Source organism: Mycobacterium sp. RTGN6, from assembly GCF_033804605.1.
Classification (GTDB): Bacteria; Actinomycetota; Actinomycetes; order Mycobacteriales; family Mycobacteriaceae; genus Mycobacterium.
This window is the reverse complement of record NZ_JAPZKZ010000002.1, coordinates 80,643-98,977: the sequence shown is the minus strand read 5'-3', so window position 1 is coordinate 98,977 and position 18,335 is coordinate 80,643. Positions and strand designations below refer to the sequence as shown.

At 67.9% G+C, this 18,335-nt stretch carries 17 protein-coding genes; 11 read left to right on the top strand and 6 right to left on the bottom strand.

Annotated features, from left to right (window positions below; translation table 11 throughout):
- The first annotated feature begins 73 nt into the window (after window positions 1-73).
- The 3 genes from serS to SLQ33_RS04720 are packed head-to-tail and all read left to right on the top strand — an operon-like array spanning window position 74 to window position 3,128.
- A complete protein-coding gene (serS, locus tag SLQ33_RS04730) occupies window positions 74-1,327 on the top strand; it encodes a serine--tRNA ligase (protein ID WP_319452647.1) in 1,254 nt (417 codons plus the stop codon).
- Complete coding sequence (locus tag SLQ33_RS04725; RefSeq protein WP_319452646.1) at window positions 1,324-2,130, top strand: DUF5718 family protein; 807 nt, start codon at window positions 1,324-1,326, stop codon at window positions 2,128-2,130. The genes serS and SLQ33_RS04725 overlap by 4 nt, the downstream gene beginning before the upstream one ends.
- An 8-nt stretch (window positions 2,131-2,138) precedes the next feature.
- The gene (locus tag SLQ33_RS04720; RefSeq protein WP_319452645.1) at window positions 2,139-3,128 is read left to right on the top strand and encodes an MOSC domain-containing protein; all 990 of its coding nucleotides are present in this window, start codon (window positions 2,139-2,141) and stop codon (window positions 3,126-3,128) included.
- 109 nt (window positions 3,129-3,237) lie between these two features.
- Here the strand turns inward: SLQ33_RS04720 and SLQ33_RS04715 are convergent, their stop codons facing one another.
- The 4 genes from SLQ33_RS04715 to SLQ33_RS04700 are packed head-to-tail and all read right to left on the bottom strand — an operon-like array spanning window position 3,238 to window position 6,201.
- Entirely contained in the window at window positions 3,238-3,570 is a 333-nt protein-coding gene (locus tag SLQ33_RS04715) for a hypothetical protein (RefSeq protein WP_319452644.1), read from the bottom strand.
- On the bottom strand, window positions 3,567-5,117 hold the full coding sequence (locus SLQ33_RS04710) for an MBL fold metallo-hydrolase (RefSeq protein ID WP_319453257.1): 1,551 nt from the start codon (window positions 5,115-5,117) through the stop codon (window positions 3,567-3,569). The genes SLQ33_RS04715 and SLQ33_RS04710 overlap by 4 nt, the downstream gene beginning before the upstream one ends.
- 56 nt (window positions 5,118-5,173) lie before the next feature.
- Window positions 5,174-5,464, bottom strand: a complete 291-nt coding sequence (locus SLQ33_RS04705) for a phosphotransferase (protein ID WP_413467582.1) — start codon at window positions 5,462-5,464, stop codon at window positions 5,174-5,176.
- Window positions 5,461-6,201: a type 1 glutamine amidotransferase domain-containing protein gene (locus SLQ33_RS04700; protein ID WP_319452643.1), complete on the bottom strand. Its 741-nt coding sequence runs from the start codon at window positions 6,199-6,201 to the stop codon at window positions 5,461-5,463. The genes SLQ33_RS04705 and SLQ33_RS04700 overlap by 4 nt, the downstream gene beginning before the upstream one ends.
- A gap of 54 nt (window positions 6,202-6,255) precedes the next feature.
- Here SLQ33_RS04700 and SLQ33_RS04695 point away from each other — a divergent pair, with 54 nt between their 5' ends.
- From SLQ33_RS04695 to SLQ33_RS04685, 3 genes are read left to right on the top strand one after another with little or no spacing between them, the layout of a single operon-like run.
- Window positions 6,256-7,041, top strand: a complete 786-nt coding sequence (locus tag SLQ33_RS04695) for a 1-acyl-sn-glycerol-3-phosphate acyltransferase (RefSeq protein ID WP_319452642.1) — start codon at window positions 6,256-6,258, stop codon at window positions 7,039-7,041.
- Window positions 7,042-7,047: 6 nt separating this feature from the next.
- Window positions 7,048-7,794, top strand: coding sequence for a lysophospholipid acyltransferase family protein (locus tag SLQ33_RS04690; RefSeq protein ID WP_319452641.1), 747 nt, complete (start codon window positions 7,048-7,050; stop codon window positions 7,792-7,794).
- Window positions 7,794-8,606, top strand: coding sequence for an HAD family hydrolase (locus tag SLQ33_RS04685; protein ID WP_319452640.1), 813 nt, complete (start codon window positions 7,794-7,796; stop codon window positions 8,604-8,606). Before SLQ33_RS04690 ends, SLQ33_RS04685 begins: the two co-directional genes overlap by 1 nt.
- Here the strand turns inward: SLQ33_RS04685 and SLQ33_RS04680 are convergent.
- Together SLQ33_RS04680 and SLQ33_RS04675 are read right to left on the bottom strand one after the other, a co-directional pair.
- Window positions 8,603-10,165 (bottom strand): N-acetylmuramoyl-L-alanine amidase, encoded by a 1,563-nt coding sequence (locus SLQ33_RS04680; RefSeq protein WP_413467599.1) that lies wholly within the window; start codon window positions 10,163-10,165, stop codon window positions 8,603-8,605. The genes SLQ33_RS04685 and SLQ33_RS04680 overlap by 4 nt on opposite strands.
- Window positions 10,166-10,353: 188 nt before the next feature.
- Window positions 10,354-11,292: a hypothetical protein gene (locus tag SLQ33_RS04675; RefSeq protein WP_319452638.1), complete on the bottom strand. Its 939-nt coding sequence runs from the start codon at window positions 11,290-11,292 to the stop codon at window positions 10,354-10,356.
- 233 nt (window positions 11,293-11,525) lie between these two features.
- Here SLQ33_RS04675 and glf point away from each other — a divergent pair, with 233 nt between their 5' ends.
- Genes glf through zomB form a run of 5 tightly spaced genes read left to right on the top strand, consistent with a single transcriptional unit; the run spans window position 11,526 to window position 18,188 of the window.
- A complete protein-coding gene (gene glf / locus SLQ33_RS04670; protein WP_319453256.1) occupies window positions 11,526-12,764 on the top strand; it encodes a UDP-galactopyranose mutase in 1,239 nt (412 codons plus the stop codon).
- Window positions 12,761-14,701, top strand: a complete 1,941-nt coding sequence (locus SLQ33_RS04665; protein WP_319452637.1) for a glycosyltransferase — start codon at window positions 12,761-12,763, stop codon at window positions 14,699-14,701. The genes glf and SLQ33_RS04665 overlap by 4 nt, the downstream gene beginning before the upstream one ends.
- A 13-nt stretch (window positions 14,702-14,714) precedes the next feature.
- Entirely contained in the window at window positions 14,715-15,260 is a 546-nt protein-coding gene (locus SLQ33_RS04660) for a phosphatase PAP2 family protein (protein ID WP_319452636.1), read from the top strand.
- Entirely contained in the window at window positions 15,257-16,174 is a 918-nt protein-coding gene (locus SLQ33_RS04655; RefSeq protein WP_319452635.1) for a decaprenyl-phosphate phosphoribosyltransferase, read from the top strand. Before SLQ33_RS04660 ends, SLQ33_RS04655 begins: the two co-directional genes overlap by 4 nt.
- A gap of 31 nt (window positions 16,175-16,205) precedes the next feature.
- On the top strand, window positions 16,206-18,188 hold the full coding sequence (zomB, locus tag SLQ33_RS04650; protein ID WP_319453255.1) for a flagellar motor control protein ZomB: 1,983 nt from the start codon (window positions 16,206-16,208) through the stop codon (window positions 18,186-18,188).
- Window positions 18,189-18,335: the final 147 nt, after the last annotated feature.

Genomic DNA, 18,335 nt, shown 5'->3' with positions numbered 1-18,335 from the left:
TGTGCTCTGACGGCCGAATGGCCCAGCCGACCTACGCTCCGCAGCGCCGAGGCACAAAAGTAGGGTTGCGGTCGTGATCGACCTCAAACTGCTGCGCGAAGACCCCGACCGGGTGCGCGCGTCGCAACGGGCCAGAGGATCCGATCCCGGCCTCGTCGACGCGCTGCTGGACTCCGACGCCGCACGGCGCTCCGCGATCTCCACCGCCGACAACCTGCGCGCCGAGCAGAAGGCGGCCAGCAAGGAGGTCGGAAAGGCCACCGCGGACTCCCGGCCCGCCCTGTTGGCGCGCGCCAAGGACCTCGCCGAGAGGGTGAAGGCCGCCGAAGCCGACCAGACCGCCGCCGAGCAGGCACTTACCGCGGCTCACATGGCGATCGACAACGTGATCATCGACGGCGTCCCGGCCGGCGGCGAGGACGACTTCGCGGTGCTCGAGACGGTGGGCGAGCCCCACGTCCTCGACGATCCGAAGGACCATCTCGAACTCGGGCAGGCGCTCGGCCTGATCGACATGGAGCGCGGCGCCAAGGTGTCCGGGTCGCGCTTCTACTTCCTCACGGGGTTCGGCGCGCTTCTGCAGCTCGGCATCATGCAGCTGGCGGTGCGGCTGGCCACCGAGAACGGCTTCACGCTGATGATCCCGCCGGTGCTGGTGCGCCCAGAGGTGATGGCCGGCACCGGGTTCCTCGGCGCCCACGCCGAAGAGGTGTACCGGCTCGAGGCCGACGACATGTACCTCGTCGGAACGTCGGAGGTCCCACTCGCGGGCTACCACGCCGACGAGATCCTCGACCTTTCCGACGGGCCCAAGCGCTACGCGGGCTGGTCGTCGTGCTTCCGCCGCGAGGCGGGCAGCCACGGCAAGGACACCCGCGGGATCATCCGGGTGCACCAGTTCGACAAGGTCGAGGGCTTCGTCTACTGCAAGCCCGAGGATGCCGAGGCCGAACACCAGCGACTGCTCGGCTTGGAGCGGGAGATGCTCGCCAAGATCGAGGTGCCCTACCGCGTCATCGACATCGCGGCGGGTGACCTTGGGTCGTCGGCCGCCCGCAAGTTCGACTGCGAGGCGTGGGTGCCCACCCAGGGCACCTACCGCGAGCTGACGTCGACGTCCAACTGCACGACCTTCCAGGCGCGCAGGCTCGCCACCCGTTACCGCGATGAGAACGGGAAGCCGCAGACCGCAGCGACCCTCAACGGCACACTGGCGACCACGCGCTGGCTGGTCGCCATCCTCGAGAACCACCAGCAGCCCGACGGCAGCGTCCGGGTGCCCGATGCGCTGGTGCCCTACGTCGGAAGGTCGGTGCTGGAGCCGTGATCGAGTTGGAGTACGAGGAACTGAGGACGTGGTTCGGATTCGGTGTCGCCGGGAACTTCGCGGGACACCTCGAGCAGGCCGGCGAGGCCGCCGACTTCGTGAACGTCGCCTCCGAGGGGGCCGCCCCCAAGGGCATCTTCCCTTGGTACGCACCGGGATACGACAGCTTCCTCGGCGAGTTTCCGCTGTCGCACGACGCGATCCAGCTGCCGCAGAGCGACACTCCGCTGAACCTGCAGATCGAACCCGAGGTCGGGTTGGCCTGTGAGGTGCGTTGGCAGGGCGACACCGTGGTGTCGCTCCAGCCGATCGCGCTCGGCGCGTTCAACGACTGCTCCATCCGGCGGCCTGGAGCGCCGAAGATCAGTTACAAGAAGAACTGGGGTCCCGCGTCGAAAGGCGTTGCGGCGCAATTCTTCGACATCAGCGACCTGACGCCGGACGGGCCAACGGCGACGCTGCGGCTGGTCTGCCATCTGCGCACCGCGGACGGGCAGGAACACGAGTACGGCGTTGACAGCCCGCTGCTGGGCTACTCGTACTACGGCGAGGTGCTGCTCGACTGGATCACCGAGCGGCTGGACAACCAGAAGGGCTCGCCCGACACGCCGTTGGAGGACGTCGGCGCGCTCATGGTCGCCAGCGGGCACCCCGAGCACGTGCTCATCGGCATCGGAGCGACGCGGTACACGGAGCTTGGAGAGTCGACGTTCCTGCGGCCGGGCGATCAGGCCATCGTTCGGGTCTACGACACCGCCAGCGACGCATACTCGGAACTGCGACAGACGGTGTCCGCCCGATAGGAGCGCTCATGACCGGTTCGGTGACGCAGCTGTGGCGCTACCCCGTGAAGTCGATGGGCGGCGTCCAGCTCGACGAGGTGCGCATCGAGAAGCGCGGCGTGCACGCCGATCGGCTCTGGGCGGTAAGGGATCTCGAGCACGACATCACGCTCACTGCGCGCAAGCTGTCGGCGGTCCTTGGCTGTTCGGCCCGCTACGCCGTCGAGCCGGGACCGGATGCGGGTCCAGGCAATGCGCCAGAAGTGATCATCACGTTTCCCGACGGCATTGAGCGCTCCAGTTCGGACCCCGGCCTCGACGGGGCGCTGTCGGAACTACTGGGCCGCGACGTCCGCCTGACGGCACTCCCGCCGATCGACGACACCAGCCTGCACCGACTGTCCGTTCGTCAGACCAGGGCCGGTTTCTCGCCGAGTGAGGTGCGCCGCGACTTCGGGCTGTCGGACTCGGAGGCCCTGATCGACTCATCGGTGTTCTCGACCAAGCAGATGCTCACGCTGGCCCGATTCTCTACGCCGCCAGGTATTTTCGCGGATCTGAGCCCCGTCCACGTGTTGAGCATGGCGAGCCTCGCGTCGTTGTCGACGGACGGGACTCCCTACGATGTCCGGCGGTTCCGGCCCAACGTATTGGTGACGGTCGACGACACGGCGGCCGAGTTCCCGGAGTCCGCCTGGGTGGGTGGCGACGTCGTACTGGGCCCGGTGGTGCTGCGGGTGACCAACCCCACCATCAGGTGTGTCGTGCCGACCCGCCCCCAACCCGGGGTGGAACTCGACCGGGGGCTCACCCGACGGCTCCACGAAGCCACCGACCGCTTCCTCGGTGTCTACGCCGACGTGACGACGCCAGGGGTGGTGCGCGTCGGCGATCCGATACGCGTGCGAGAACCCGCCGCGCCGGGTGCCGTGCAGCGGGCAGCGGCCGCGACGAACAAGGCCGTGATGCGCCAGCTGCAGCGGGTCTTGGAGGCGACCGTCCTGCGTGACAAGGGTTAGCGTTGCGCGCCTCGCGAGTTCTGCACTACGGTCGTTGATTGGCCGAATTCACGACCCTGGTGCAGAACTCGCGAAGTATAGGCAACTGCTAGTTGGTCGCTCAGCAGCGTTACTGGGCCAGCAGCTCGTCGAGAACCGCGACGAACTCCTTGGCCCGCAGCGGCGTGAACGCCGGACTGGGCCGGGTGCCAGGCACATCGAGCGTCACCAGCGTCGACTTGATGGGCCGCCAGACGTCCATCGGAAGCCATCGCCGCAGGTCCGAGGTGCCCCAGATGCGGAACCGGTTGACGAGCAGCCCCAGCGATTCCGCCTTGTAGCCCCGGATCGCTTGCAACGGAATGACCTTCGACGTGCCCGACGGGAAGTGGTACCGCCGCAACGTGAGTGCGTGCCGATCCAGCTGGATGAGCCCGTCGTCGTAAGACGCCTCGCTGCTCATGGCCGAGAGCTTCGCAACTCGTGCCCCCTGGACGTCAAGCACCTGCCGTTCTCGAGGTTCCACTGCCACCCGTGCAGATTGCACGTCAACGTCTTGCCCTCGACCACGCCGAACTTCGACAGGTCCGCCTTCAGGTGTGGGCAGCGGCGCTGAATCTCCCAGCCGTCCAACTGAATCGATGCCGAGTCGTCGTGCGTTTCGGCGAACCAGCCGTCGGCGTAGGCGATGCGCTCGTCGGTCAGGCACTTGAAGAACGTGTACAGGTACTCGTTGTAGCCGCCGACCCGCCAGGCCCTGAACCGGGTCGACAGGAAGATGGTGTTGACCCAGTCGGGCTCGTCGTCGCGCAACACGGTGCGCACCAACTCGGGCGGGAGCTCGAAACCGTAGCGGAACTTCTCGTGTGGAATCGGTTCGCGCACCGCCCGTTTCGGGAAGTCGAGCACCACCGTCTCTGCCCCGATGCGCAGCTCGACCGGATACCCGATGCCGTCGCAGATCTGGTCGCTTTGGCTCATGATCGGTTCGAAGCGGGCCCGCAGCGGTTCGAGCAGCGGCTCGCCCTCGGCAGGCGCCCAGCCGGCCTTGATCGCCGCCAGCACGGGTGCCTTGCGTTGCGCATAGGCCTCGAGGTACGCAGCCTTGCCGGTGGTGAAGATCGCCTCGGCTTCCTCGTCGGGCATCGGATGCTGCAGCGAATCAAGCTGTACCCCAGTGAATGTCGCGGCCGATCCGGGAATCATCAGGAGGCCGCCGTGGTGCCCGTGCTGGCGTAGCTGATCGAGGAAGACCGCCTGGTCGGGGAAGATGTTGGCCGGGTCACCGCGGTCGTCGTTGAGCTCACGCAGCTCGGGATCGAGGAAGCATGGCGGACCCGCGGACGGAACGACCCACGTCGCACCGACCTGCGCGATGTATTGCCTGCAGCGGTCCATCTGACGTTGGCGCTTCTGGACGCCGAAGGTCTCCTTGGCGCGTGCGGGCATGTCGTAGACCATGGGGTACCAGATGGCCCCGGAGTACTGGAGCATGTGGACGTCGACGTGGCCGAACTCCGCGGCGAGGACCTCGAGGTCCACGGGGCGGGCATCGTTCATGTTGAACACGACGGTCTCGCCGTCGGACACCACCAGCCCGGAGTCGCCGATGGGTCCGTCGGCGGGAGCCCGCAGGGCGACGATCATCACGTCGAGGTCGCCCTTGGGACCGCTGACGCGGTGCTTGACCGAGTCCGTCGTCTCGAAGAACCGGTGAAAGCCGAGCGCCTCGAGTTCGCGCCGCAAGTCGGGGACCGGATAGTCCGGCAACAGCACGACGGCGTCCTTGTTGACGTGCGCGCGCAGGTGCGCGGCGTCGAAGTGGTCGGCGTGCAGGTGGCTGACGTAGAGGTAGTCGCAGTCGCCGAGCGCGTCCCAGTCCAGCGCACTGTTGTCGGGGAACGGGATCCAGGCCGCGAAGTAGGCCGGGTTGACCCACGGGTCGCACAGGATGCTTCCGGCCGCGGTATCTATCCGGAATCCGGCGTGGCCGACGCTGGTGACCTGCACGAATGCCCTTTCCGGTAGCCGAATGCTCAAGGTGCAGCTTAACCGGCCGCGGGCAGCTACTCCTCCCAGCGGGCACGGTAGTACGCGATGCGCGCCTCGTCGGGCGTCACGCCGTAGGCGTCGAACAGGTCGGCCTCGTAGTTGCGCTCGAAGTTCCAATCCAACGACATCGAGGCCACCGCAAGGTCCGACCAACGGTCGGCGACGCCCAGGTCGCCGAGGTCCACGTGACCGCTGCACCGGCCGTCGTCACCGATCAGGGTGTTGGGCGCGCACGCGTCGCGGCGACCAGCAGCGATGTGCGCGACGACGTCGGGCACCGGCACGGGGTCGGTGGGGAACGTCACGCCAGCTGCGCGCGGAAGCGAGTCGCGAACAGATACGCGTCGCCGGGCCAGCGCGCCGAAAGGTAGTTGCCGTCTTCGACCACGAATGCGGGCCCGTCGTCGGTGACGGTGCCGCGGGTCAGTGAGCGCGGTCCGCGCTCGTAGTCGGCGGGCTGCGCGAGCGCAGCGGTCACCTCGTCGGCGACGTAGGCCGGGTAGGTGCGGTAGTACCGGCCCAGCTTCCACGCGGTGAGGAAGTACGCGCTGCGCTCCATGAACTTGGGCAGGCACGTGGTGCGCCGGCCGGCCAGCACACTTCGGCCGGTTCCGGGGTCGATGGTGCGGGCGAGCACGAGCACTCCGTGGCAGATCGCGCCGACCGGCCGGCCCGTCGCCCAGAACGCGAACACCACGTCGCGCAGCGTTTGCGACGCCAGGTACTGCCGCATCCCCGGCGCGTGGCCGCCCGGCAGCAGCAGTCCGTCGTAATCTCCTGCGTGCAGCTCCGGCCAGGCCAGCGGCGCCTGAAACGCCCCGTCGCCCAGCAGTTCCCGGTAGAACCGCTTGGGCTCGGCCTCGGCGCCGAGCTGTCCGAACAGGACGCCGTCCAGCAGTCGCGGGTCGGCTGCGGGTGTGTTCCCGCCGCGTTCGGTGGCGAAGACCACGTCAACGCCGGAGTCGGTCAGCACCCGCCATGGGACGGCGACCTCGGTGACGTCGAAGTCGCGGTCCGGCAGCGGCACCAGCACGCGCGGCATTCGACGACCATACGGGTGGCCTCTCGGCAACGTCGCCGGACTAGGCTGCCTGGTGTGGAACCGGTTTACGGGACAGTGATTCAGGCCGCCCGCCTGGTCTGGCGGCTGCAGGGGCTGAAGTTCACGATCACCGGCGTGGAGAATCTTCCGGTAACCGGCGGCGCCGTCGTCGCGATCAACCACACCAGCTACTTCGACTTCACCTTCGCCGGCCTGCCCGCCTTCCGGCAGGGGCGTGGCCGCAAGGTGCGCTTCATGGCCAAGAAGGAAGTCTTCGACTCCAAGGTCACCGGCCCGATCATGCGCAGCCTGCGCCACATCCCCGTCGACCGCGCCAGTGGCGCTGCGTCGTTCGAGGAGGCTTGCCTGAAGCTCAAGGAAGGCGAACTGGTCGGCGTCTACCCCGAGGCGACCATCAGCCGCAGCTTCGAGATCAAGGAGTTCAAGTCCGGCGCGGCGCGCATGGCCATCGCCGCGGACGTGCCGATCGTCCCGCACATCGTCTGGGGCTCCCAGCGCATCTGGACGAAGGGGCATCCCAAGACGATGTGGCGGCCCAAGGTGCCGATCTCGGTGGCCGTTGGCGAGCCGATCTACCCGACGCTGCCGCCCGCCGAACTGACGTCGCTGCTGCACTCGCGGATGCAGCATCTGCTCGAGCGCGTGCAGGACGCGTACGGCCCGCACCCGCCGGGCGAGTTCTGGGTGCCGAAGCGCCTCGGCGGCGGAGCGCCTTCGCTGGCCGAGGCCAACCAGATGGACCTCGACGAGGCGGCCGAGAAGGCCGCTCAGCGGGCGCAGCGCCTGGAGTCCGGCAACGCGGGCGAGGCGCCGGAGTAAATCGACATGGAACCGGTCTTCCGCACGCTGGAGATCGCGGGGCGTACCGCCGTCAGGGCCACCGGCACCCGGATCACCTACCAGGATCTGGAACGCATCCCTGCCTCAAGCGGGGCCGTGGTCGCGATCAACCACACCAGCTACCTCGACTTCCTTCCCGCGGCGCTCGCCGCGATGCACCGAAAGCGGCGCCTGCGGTTCATGATCAAGGCTGAGATGCAGGAGGTGAGTATCGTCAACTTCCTGATCAAGCACACCAAGACCATCCCGGTGGACCGCCGCGCCGGCGCGGACGCGTACGTGGAGGGCGTCGACGAGTTGAGCGAGGGCGAGCTCGTCGGCGTGTACCCCGAGGCGACCATCAGCCGCAGCTTCGAGTTGAAGGAGTTCAAGTCCGGCGCCGTGCGGATGGCGCAGGAAGCACACGTGGCGATCGTCCCGTTGATCGTCTGGGGGGCGCAGCGCATCTGGACCAAGGACCATCGGAAGAACCTGGGGCGCAAGAAGATTCCCATCACCGTGGCCGTCGGCACCCCGTACGTCCCCGCCGAGTCCGTCGAGCAGGCCATTACCGAGCTTCGGGACGCGATGAACGCGTTGCTGTTTCGCGTGCAGGACGAGTATCCGCATCCCGACGGCGCGTACTGGGTGCCGAGGCGCCTCGGCGGCGGCGCACCCACGATGGAGGAAGCCAGGCAGCTCGACGAGGCGGAACTCGCCGAGCGGGCCCGTAAGCGGGCGGAGCCGAGCTAGTGCTGCCAGCGCTCATCGCCAGTGACGTCGACGGCACCCTGCTCGACGCGGACGAGAACGTCTCGCCGCGCACGCGTGCGGCCGTGCACGCCGCCGTGGCGGGCGGTGCGCACTTCGTCTTGGCGACCGGCCGCCCACCGCGCTGGGTCCCGCAGGTCGCCGAGGCGCTCGGAATCGCACCAATGGCGGTGTGCGCCAACGGTGCCGTGCTCTACGACTCGGCGACCGACCGCATCGTGGCCGCACGGACGCTGTCGGCCGACCAACTCGCCCAGCTGGCTGAGCTGGCGACGCGCCTGATCCCCGGCGCCGGGCTGGCCGTCGAACGGGTAGGCCGAACCGCGCACGACGCGGCGACGCCGCAGTTCATCAGTTCGCCCGGCTACGAGCACGCGTGGCTCAACCCCGACAATACCGAGGTCTCGCTCACCGACCTGTTGAGCGCCCCTGCCATCAAGCTGCTGATCCGCAAGCCGGGCGCCCGAAGCGGCGACATGGCAGCGGTGTTGGCCAAACACGTTGGCCTGCAAGGAGACATCACCTACTCAACCAACAACGGGCTCATCGAGGTGATGCCATTGGGCATCAGCAAGGCCACCGGCGTCGCCGAGGTCGCGCACCCGCTCGGCATCGCCGCCGACGACGTGGTGGCGTTCGGCGACATGCCCAACGACGTCCCGATGATTCGGTGGGCGGGGCTCGGAATCGCCATGGGCAACGCCGATCCCGAAGTGATGGACGCCGCGGACGAGGTCACTGCACCCAACACCGACGACGGGTTGGCCCGCGTGCTCGAACGCTGGTGGCTCTAATCCTTGGTGATGGGCGTGAACCGCTCCAGTTGCACCGGCGCGGATGCGGACAACGACGGCGGTAGCTCGAGCGCGATGCCGTCGATGACGCGCGTGACGGTGCCCTTCTCGCGGTCGAAGTTCAACGTGCCGTGCGCGAAGTTCTGGACGATCCACTGCGGTTCCTGGATCTCACCGCTGGTCGGAAGGCCGAGCGCGCCGCGCTCGAAGCCCAGCTTGCCCCAGGCCTCGTAGATGGCCCCAGTCACCGGTTCGGCGCCGCTCTCCGGCGACCAGTACATCGCGCCATTGGCGAAGGTGACGTATCGGCTCGCGCCGTCGCCGGACGCCTCGGGTGAGGTGGGCGTGCCGAGCGGGCTGGTCTCTCCGCCCATCGACGCCCACTTTGCGAAGATCGCGCCGCCGCGCAGCGAGTCGGCCAGCGTCTTCGGCGCGAACGGGGTGCTGAAGTGGGCGGCGATGCTGCGTAGCAGCCCCATCTCCGCGTATGCGGCGTTGCCAGGGCATTCGGTGTTGCCGACGTCGCGGTGGGTGAAGATCGTCGGCAGCGTCGGGGTGACGCCCCTGGCGAAGTGGGTGAACGAACCGCCGGCGGACGTCAGCGCCACGTTGCCGAGCGGGTCGACGCGGTCGAGCCCGAGCCGCCACCCCAGCAGGCGGCCGGTGGTGCGCAGCTGAATCGGAGTCGGCGGGACGGTCTCGAAGTCGCCGATCATCGCGACGCCCCAGGTGTTCTCGTTGAACCCGCCGGTGTGTGCGCCCTCGACCGGTCGGTCCATGCCGCCAGCGCGTCCCTCGAAGACCTGCCCGTACTTGTCGACCAGCGCGTTGTAGGCGATGTCGCACCACCCGAGCATGCGCGTGTGGTACTCGTAGATCGACCGCACGATTCCGGCCGAGTCACCTGGCCCGTAGTCGTTGCTTCCGGCGGTGTGATGCACGACGGCTGCGCGAACACCGTTGTCGTACACCGTGTTTCCGCACTTGAGTGATTCGTCCGCGCCCCACTGCGGCCTGCCGATGATGACGGGAGCCTGGCCGGGGGCCGACACCGCCTCGGGCGGGTTGACGTCGATGTCGGCCGGCGCCTCCGGCGGGCTGATCAGCACGGCGTTGAAGTTCGGCGCAAAAGGTTGTTCGGCGTTGGCGGGCACGTAGCCAAGTCCCGGCTGCGCCGGGTCGGCCGAGGGTGCCGCCGCTGACACCGGGGCTCCTGCCGGCCGGCGCACGGAGATCTGAACATCGGTGGTGCGGCCCACGAAGATGGGATCGGTGCCGCGGGTCTTTGGCGAATCTTCGCCGACGCCGTCAAGGGCCTCCGCCTCGTACCAGGGACCCCACGACCCGTCGGGCTTGCGGGCGCGCACCCGGGCCTCGGTGCCGGTCAGGTCTTCGGCGGTCAATGCCACCATCGAAAAGGGGGTGTCCTGGTGGACGTCGCGGATGGTCTCGCCGCCGCCGATGCCCGTGAGTGGTCGTTCGACGATCATCGGCGCGGTAGCGACGGGTCGTTCCTCGGCGCGGTCCTCGGGCACCCCGTAAATCGCCCACGGCAACATCACGACCGTCGCCGCGAACGCGGAGAACAGCAGCGGCGCAGGGTGACGAGACGGCACGGGCTGATGTTACGTATGTGTCGGGTGTTACCTGTGTTTCGACACGGGAAACGCCGCTGTCAACTGCAACGGCACCGCAGAGCTTGGCTTCTGCGGTGCCGTCTCGCAGCAGGATCGTCGCCGGTGCGCCCTTACGCGGGAGCGACGGCAGCGGGGACTGCGGCCGCAGCCGCAGCGGGTGCCCCAGCCGACTGGATCGCCCCGGTGATCGCGGGCATCACCATGCCCTTGAGGAGGTCGATCGCCTGGCCGGCGCCCAGTGTCTGGGCCGCGCTGCTCAGGTCCCCGAGCAAGCCTCCGCTACCGGAACTGGCAGCCGGTGCGCCGAGCCCGAGCGAAGGGTCGCCACCGAGGATCGGGTAGGTCCCGGACGCCGGATCGAGTCCGATCGGATCGGCGATCGGGATCTCGCCCGCGCCGGGCAGCCCGGTCAGGCCGGGGAGGCCGCCGGGAGTGGTCAGCCCGGGCACCGCTCCGGCGGGGCTGGTGAGTGCCGGATTCGTCAGTCCAGGGCTGGTGAGGGCCGGGTTGGTCAGGGACGTGTCAGCGAGACCCGGGAGCGTTGCCGTGGCCGCCGGCGCCGTCAGGCCCGGCGTCGTGAGGCCAGGGGTCGTCAGACCTGGCGTGGTCAGCCCTGGCGTCGTGAGTCCGGGGGTCGTGAGACCGGGCGTCGTCAGGCCCGGGGCCGTCAGCCCCGGGGTCGTCAGGCCTGGCGAGGTCAGCCCCGGCGCCGTCAGACCCGGGCTGGTGAGCCCAGGACTCGTCAGACCGGGAGTGGTCAGCGGCGACGTGAGCGTCGTCGCGGAAGGTGCACCCGCGCCGGTCAGCAGGCCCGTCGGCATCGGGGGCAGGTTGATCCCGAACTGCGAGAGTCCCTGTGACAGGGCCCCGAGCAACTCGTTGGGCAGGTCGGTGACGAGAGCGGCCTGCACGAACTCGCGGTGCTGCGGGGCGGCCTGCTCGGTGGTGGTCCCGCCGGAAAGGGCGGCCACGACAACTGGACTTGCGACGGCCAGGGCGGCGACTGCGCTCATGGCTGTCGAGAGCTTGTGTCGACGTCGGTTCGGCACGGAAGTCTCCTCAACTATCTGGACTACGTGTGTTAGGTGTCTCGTGCTTCGGACTGCCGGCGTGACCATCTGCGAATCCGTCAATACCGACCTGGTCGATGGTACGGATGTGACGAGTGAGTCTGGAGTGACGATGCGCAATCGTGAGCGAATTGCGACCTGCCTGTCGCGGGGGACCAGCCGACGACGCATTCGGGTGGTGACCCTTCAGTCGGATACCCTTGCTGCCGATGATGTCCCCTGATCCCCAGGTCGCTGCGCTCCAGCCCGCCGGACCCGCTTTCGACCTCTTCGTCGTCGGCTCCGGATTCTTCGGCCTGACGATCGCCGAGCGCATCGCCACACAGCTGAACAAGCGTGTTCTTGTGGTCGACCGACGGCCCCACATCGGCGGTAACGCGTACTCGTCACCCGAGCCCACGACTGGCATCGAGGTACACCGCTACGGCGCCCACCTCTTCCACACCTCCAACAAGCGGGTGTGGGACTACGTGCGCCAGTTCACCGATTTCACCGGATATCAACACCGCGTCTACGCGCTGCACGACGGGCAGGCCTACCAGTTCCCGATGGGGCTGGGCCTGGTGTCGCAGTTCTTCGGCCGCTACTTCACCCCCGACGAGGCCCGCGCGCTGATCGCCGAGCAGGCCGCCGAGATCCACACGGCCGACGCGCAGAACCTCGAGGAGAAGGCCATCTCGCTGATCGGGCGCCCGCTGTACGAGGCGTTCGTCAAGGGCTATACCGCCAAGCAGTGGCAGACCGATCCCAAGCAGCTTCCGGCCGCCAACATCGCCCGGCTGCCCGTGCGGTACACCTTCGACAACCGTTACTTCAACGATGCCTATGAGGGGCTGCCCGTCGACGGCTACACCGCGTGGCTGGAGAACATGGCCGCCGACGATCGCATCGAGGTCCGGCTGGATACGGACTGGTTCGACGTCTGCGACGAATTGCGCACCCAGAACCCCGACGCCCCGGTGGTCTATACCGGCCCCTTGGACCGCTACTTCGACTACGCCGAGGGCCGGCTGGGCTGGCGCACGCTCGACTTCGAGATGGAAGTGCTCGAGACCGGGGACTTCCAGGGCACCCCCGTGATGAACTACAACGACCTCGACGTGCCCTACACCCGCATCCACGAGTTCCGGCACTTCCACCCCGAGCGCGACTACCCGACGGACAAGACCGTGATCATGCGGGAGTTCTCGCGGTTCGCAGATGACGACGACGAGCCCTACTATCCGATCAACACCGAGTCCGACCGTACGGTGCTCGCGGCCTACCGGACGCGGGCGCGGGCCGAGACCGCCTCGGCCAAGGTGCTGTTCGGCGGCCGGCTCGGCACCTACCAATACCTGGACATGCACATGGCCATAGCGAGTGCGTTGAACATGTACGACAACATCCTGGCGCCCCATCTGCGCGATGGCGTTGCGCTCCATCAAGACGACGAAAGCAGCGGAGCATGAGCGACATTCCGTCGGGCGCGCTCGACGGCGGGCAGTCCAAGGCGGTCAGCCTGCTTTCCCGGATCATCCTTCCGCGTCCCGGCGAGCCGCTGGACGTGCGCAAGCTCTACATCGAGGAATCCACCACCAATGCGCGGCGCGCGCACGCGCCCACCCGAACCACGCTGGAGATCGGCGCGGAATCGGAGGTCTCGTTCGCGACGTACTTCAACGCGTTCCCGGCCAGCTACTGGCGGCGCTGGTCGATCGTCGAGTCGGTGGTGCTGCGGGTCGAACTCACCGGCAGCGCCCGCGTCGACGTGTACCGGTCCAAGGCGACCGGAGCGCGAATCACGGTGGGCGGCAGCGAAGTTTCCAGCGGCGACTCCGCGGAACGGGCCGTGGCGGAGTTCGAGATCGGGCTCGACCCGTTCGAGGATGGCGGCTGGATCTGGTTCGACATCACAACCGATACCAAGGTGACGGTGCACAGCGCCGGTTGGTATGCACCGACGCCCGCCCCAGGCCGGGCCAACGTCGCCGTCGGCATCCCGACGTTCAACCGACCGGCGGACTGCGTCAACGCGCTGGCGGCATTGACGTCGGATCCGTTGGTGGACAACGTGATCCATGCCGTCATCGTCACGGATCAGGGCACCAAGAAGGCCAAGGACCATCACGGTTTCGAGGCGGCCGCCGCCGCGCTGGGCAGCAGACTGTCGGTCCACGATCAGCCCAACCTCGGCGGCTCGGGCGGCTACAGCCGGGTGATGTACGAAGCGCTCAAGAACACCGACTGCGAACAAATCCTGTTCATGGACGACGACATCCGCATCGAGCCCGACTCGATCCTGCGGGCGCTGGCACTGAACCGGTTCGCCAAGTCGCCCACGCTGGTCGGCGGCCAGATGCTCAACCTGCAGGAGCCGTCGCACCTGCACGTGATGGGCGAGATGGTCGACTCGGAGAACTTCATGTGGACCCACGCGGTCAACACCGAGTACGACCACAACTTCGCGAAGTACCCGCTCGACGACGAAGAGGAGCCGCGCAGCAAGCTTCTGCACCGGCGCATCGACGTTGACTACAACGGCTGGTGGATGTGCATGATCCCGCGGCAGGTGGCCGAGGAGCTCGGCCAACCACTGCCGCTGTTCATCAAGTGGGACGACGCGGACTACGGGCTGCGCGCCGGCGAGCACGGCTACCCCACGGTGACGCTCCCCGGTGCAGCGATCTGGCACATGGCGTGGAGTGACAAGGACGATGCCATCGACTGGCAGGCGTACTTCCATCTACGCAACCGGTTGGTCGTCGCCGCCATGCATTGGGACGGCAACGTCAGGGGACTGATCGCCAGCCATTTCAAGGCGACGGTCAAACACCTACTCTGCCTTGAGTATTCGACCGTCGCCATCCAGAACAAGGCAATGGACGACTTCCTCGCCGGACCCGAGCACATCTTCTCGATCCTGGAGTCCGCGCTGCCCGACATACGCAAGATGCGCGAGGAGTACCCCGACGCCGTGGTGCTGCCGAGTGCGACCGCACTGCCGACGCCGTCGGACAAGCGGTGGCGCAAGAAGGTACGGATTCCCACCGGCGCGCTGGCGATCTCGGTGCGCCTCGCGCGTGGTGTCATCCATCAACTCAAGGCCCACGACCCCGAGCACCACCACCGCCCGCAGATCAACGTCGCCACTCAGGACGCGCGGTGGTTCTCCTTGTCCAGAGTCGACGGTGTCACGGTGACCACCGCCGATGGCCGTGGCGTCGTCTACCGCCAGCGGGACCGCGACATGATGTTCGAACTACTCCGCGAATCGCTCAAGCGTCAGGCGCTGCTCGCCCGCAAGTTCAATCGCATGCGGCGGGTCTACCGGGAAGCGTTGCCCGTGCTCTCCAGCAAGCAGAAGTGGGAGACGGTGCTGTTGCCCGGCTCGGAAGCCGGGCGATGAGCAGAGCGCACACGTGAACCTCGACGCCGTCGACCCGCCGCACGGCGAGGACGCGGTGCTCGTCGCCGTGCAGTCGACGCTCGCGGGTAGGCCGGGAGTCCTCGACGGCGCGCGTGCGCTTTCCCACTTCGGTGAACATTGCGCCGGATGGGTCGGCGTCTCACTGCTCGGTGCGCTGCTCCAACCGGGCCGCAGGCGCGCCTGGCTGACGGCGGGCGTTGGCGCGTTCGTCGCGCACGCGGCGGCGGTGGTGATCAAGCGCGTCGTCAAGCGGACGCGTCCGGATCACCCGGCCATCGCGGTGAACGTCGGCACGCCGAGCCGACTGAGCTTCCCGTCGGCGCATGCCACCTCGACGACGGCCGCGGCGATCCTGCTAGGCCGGGTGACGGGCCTGCCGTTGCCTGTGGTGCTCGTGCCGCCGATGGCGTTGTCGCGCTTGGTACTTGGTGTGCACTACCCAAGCGACGTACTCACCGGGGTAGTCGTCGGCACCGTGGTGGCGAAGACGGTTGGTGCGTGGGCGGACCGCGCCGAGAAGGAGAAACAGCACCCATGAGTGAGGAACCGGCACCGGTCGGACACCCGCCGAAGAACCTTGCCACCGGCATCGTCAAGGCGATCCGGCCCAGGCAGTGGGTCAAGAACCTACTGGTGCTCGCTGCGCCGCTGTTCGCACTCGGCGGCGACGTGCAGTACGACTACCGCGACGTGTTCATCAAGGTGGGCATCGCGTTCGTCGCGTTCAGCCTCGCCGCGTCGTCGATCTACCTGATCAACGACGCGCGTGACGTCGAGGCCGACCGGCAGCACCCGACCAAACAGTTCCGGCCGATTGCCGCTGGCGTGGTACCGGTGGGCCTCGCCTACGGACTAGCCGTGGTGCTGGCAGTCGTGGCGCTGGTGATCTCGTGGCTCACGACGCCAAACCTGGCCATCGTGATCGCGGTCTACCTCGTGATCCAACTGGCGTACTGCTTCGGCCTGAAACATCAAGCGGTGCTGGACATCTGCATCGTGTCGTCGGGTTTCCTCATCCGGGCCATCGCTGGTGGCGTCGCCGCGGGCATCCCGCTGTCGCAGTGGTTCCTGCTCGTGATGGCGTTCGGCTCGCTGTTCATGGCGGCAGGCAAGCGCTACGCCGAGCTGCAATTAGCGGAGCGCACCGGGGCGAAGATCCGCAAGTCGCTGGAGAACTACACCAGCACCTACCTGCGCTTCGTCTGGACGCTGTCGGCCACCGCCGTCGTGGTCTGTTACGGATTGTGGGCCTTCGAGCGCGACCGCATCACGGACGGCTCCTGGTTCGCGATCTCGATGATTCCGTTCACCATCGCGATCCTGCGCTACGCCGTGGACGTGGACGGCGGCATGGCGGGTGAGCCAGAGGACATCGCAATGAATGACCGAGTGTTGCAGCTGCTCGCGGTCGCACTGATCGGAACGCTCGGTGCCGCAGTCCTCCTCAGCTGACCGCACGGTGCGGTTGACGGCCGCCCGGCCGATGCCACTTCCCGGGTCGCTTCGCTCCGGCCCTCCGAAGCGCTGGCCCGCGTTCCCGTACGACGTCACCGTTCGGGTCAGCCTGTGGGTGAGCGTGCTGGTGGTGGCCGCACTGTTCGGCTGGGGCGCGTGGCAGCGGCGGTGGATCGCCGACGACGGCCTCATCGTGCTGCGGACGGTGCGAAACCTGTTGGCGGGCAACGGTCCCGTCTTCAATCAGGGTGAGCGCGTGGAAGCCAACACGTCGACGGTGTGGACGTATTTGGTCACGCTTGGCGGCTGGGTGGGCGGTCCGGCGCGGCTCGAGTACGTGGTGTTGGCGTTGGCGCTGGCGCTGAGCGTGGCCGGAGTGGTGTTCGCCATGCTCGGTACCGGCCGGCTCTACGCCCCCAGCCTTCGGGGCCGCCGGGCGGTGCTGCTTCCCGCCGGGGTGCTCGTCTACGCGGCGCTGCCGCCCGCCCGCGACTTCGCCTCCTCTGGCCTCGAAAACGGTTTGGTGCTGGCGTATCTCGGCCTGCTGTGGTGGATGATGGTGTGCTGGTCACAGGCGCCGCGCATCGGGCCGTCGGCAGGCCAGCCGCAGGCCGACGCGACCGGCCGGGCGTTCGACGCGGCGCTGGCGTTCGTCGCAGGGCTGAGCGTGCTGGTGCGTCCTGAGCTCGCCCTGATCGGCGGGTTGGCGTTGGTGTTGATGCTCGTCGCGGCGAGCGGTTGGCGGCGGCGGCTCTTGATCGTGGTGGCGGGCGGCCTGCTTCCGGTGGGCTATCAGATCTTCCGGATGGGCTACTACGGCCTGCTGGTGCCCGGCACCGCGGTGGCCAAGGACGCCTCGGGATCCAAGTGGCCGCAAGGCTTCGTCTATTTGGCGAACTTCAACAACCCCTATCTGTTGTGGGTGCCGCTGGTGTTGCTGGCCGGGTTGGCGGGGCTGTTGCTCGCGGTGCGCGGAATGCTGTGGGGAACGCGGCGGCGCCCGCAGCGCAACCGCGGGCACCTGCGACGCGTCGTCCAGAGCCCCAACGCCGTCGTGGTGTTCTTCGTCGTCAGCGGTCTCATCCAGGCGGTCTACTGGATTCGTCAGGGCGGTGACTTCATGCACGGCCGCGTGCTGCTGACACCGGTGTTCTGCGTGTTGATTCCCTTGTCCGTCATTCCAATCGTGTTGCCGCAGAACGCAAGAGCAACACGCGGGCCGGGCTACCTGCTGGCTGGGGCCACCAGCGTGATCTGGCTCGCCGTCGCCGGGTGGGCGCTGTGGGCGGCGAACTCACCCGGGATGGGCGCCGACGCCACCCGCGTCACGCACTCCGGCATCGTCGACGAGCGCCGGTTCTACGCGCAGGCCACCGGTAACGCGCATCCACTCACGGCGGCCGACTATCTCGACTACCCGCGCATGCGCGCGGTCCTGGTGGCGCTCGACAACACCCCCGTCGGCGCGCTGCTGCTGCCATCCGGCAACTACGACGTGTGGGACGTCGTGCCCGCGATCCCGCCGCCGCCCGACGCGCCCAAGGACCTCGAGCCGCCGCACACGGTGTTCTTCACCAACCTCGGCATGCTCGGCATGAACGTCGGACTGAACGTGCGCGTCATCGATCAGATCGGGCTGGCGAACCCGCTCGCCATGCACACCGCCCGCCTCGAGGACGCCAGGATCGGGCACGACAAGAACCTCTTCCCGGACTGGGCGGTGGCCGAAGGGCCGTTCCTCAAGGAGCCGCCGTTCATCCCGGCGTACCTCGATCAGGACTGGATCGCCGAGGCCGAGGAGGCGCTGAAGTGCAAGGCGACCGAGGCCATGCTCACCTCGGTGCGCGGCGAACTGGGTCCGCGCCGGTTCCTGTCGAACGTGCTCAACGCGTGGGAGTTCACCAAGTACCGCATCGACCGCGTTCCGATGTACGAACTGGCCCGCTGCGGGCTCCAACCGCCTCCGCCGAGGGTCGCACCGTACACCGGTTTGCCCCCGACGGGTCCGTGACGAACACCACGAGGATTTGTTCGCGGACCGGGTGCTCTGCTTTGGTTGGGCCTTGAGTAACGCTTCGGCCACGTCGACGCGATAAGAAGTCGAGCAAATCTCGATTGCCATGGGTTGTGCCACGGGACCCGCTGCCGACGCAGCGCC

Coding starts and splice junctions, on each gene's coding strand:
- SLQ33_RS04680 (WP_413467599.1), bottom strand. CDS start 10,165: ATGTTGCCGTGGGCGATTTACGGGGTGCCCGAGGACCGCGCCGAGGAA.
- SLQ33_RS04655 (WP_319452635.1), top strand. CDS start 15,257: ATGAGTGAGGAACCGGCACCGGTCGGACACCCGCCGAAGAACCTTGCC.
- SLQ33_RS04720 (WP_319452645.1), top strand. CDS start 2,139: ATGACCGGTTCGGTGACGCAGCTGTGGCGCTACCCCGTGAAGTCGATG.
- SLQ33_RS04700 (WP_319452643.1), bottom strand. CDS start 6,201: ATGCCGCGCGTGCTGGTGCCGCTGCCGGACCGCGACTTCGACGTCACC.
- SLQ33_RS04690 (WP_319452641.1), top strand. CDS start 7,048: ATGGAACCGGTCTTCCGCACGCTGGAGATCGCGGGGCGTACCGCCGTC.
- SLQ33_RS04665 (WP_319452637.1), top strand. CDS start 12,761: ATGAGCGACATTCCGTCGGGCGCGCTCGACGGCGGGCAGTCCAAGGCG.
- glf (WP_319453256.1), top strand. CDS start 11,526: ATGTCCCCTGATCCCCAGGTCGCTGCGCTCCAGCCCGCCGGACCCGCT.
- zomB (WP_319453255.1), top strand. CDS start 16,206: ATGCCACTTCCCGGGTCGCTTCGCTCCGGCCCTCCGAAGCGCTGGCCC.
- SLQ33_RS04715 (WP_319452644.1), bottom strand. CDS start 3,570: ATGAGCAGCGAGGCGTCTTACGACGACGGGCTCATCCAGCTGGATCGG.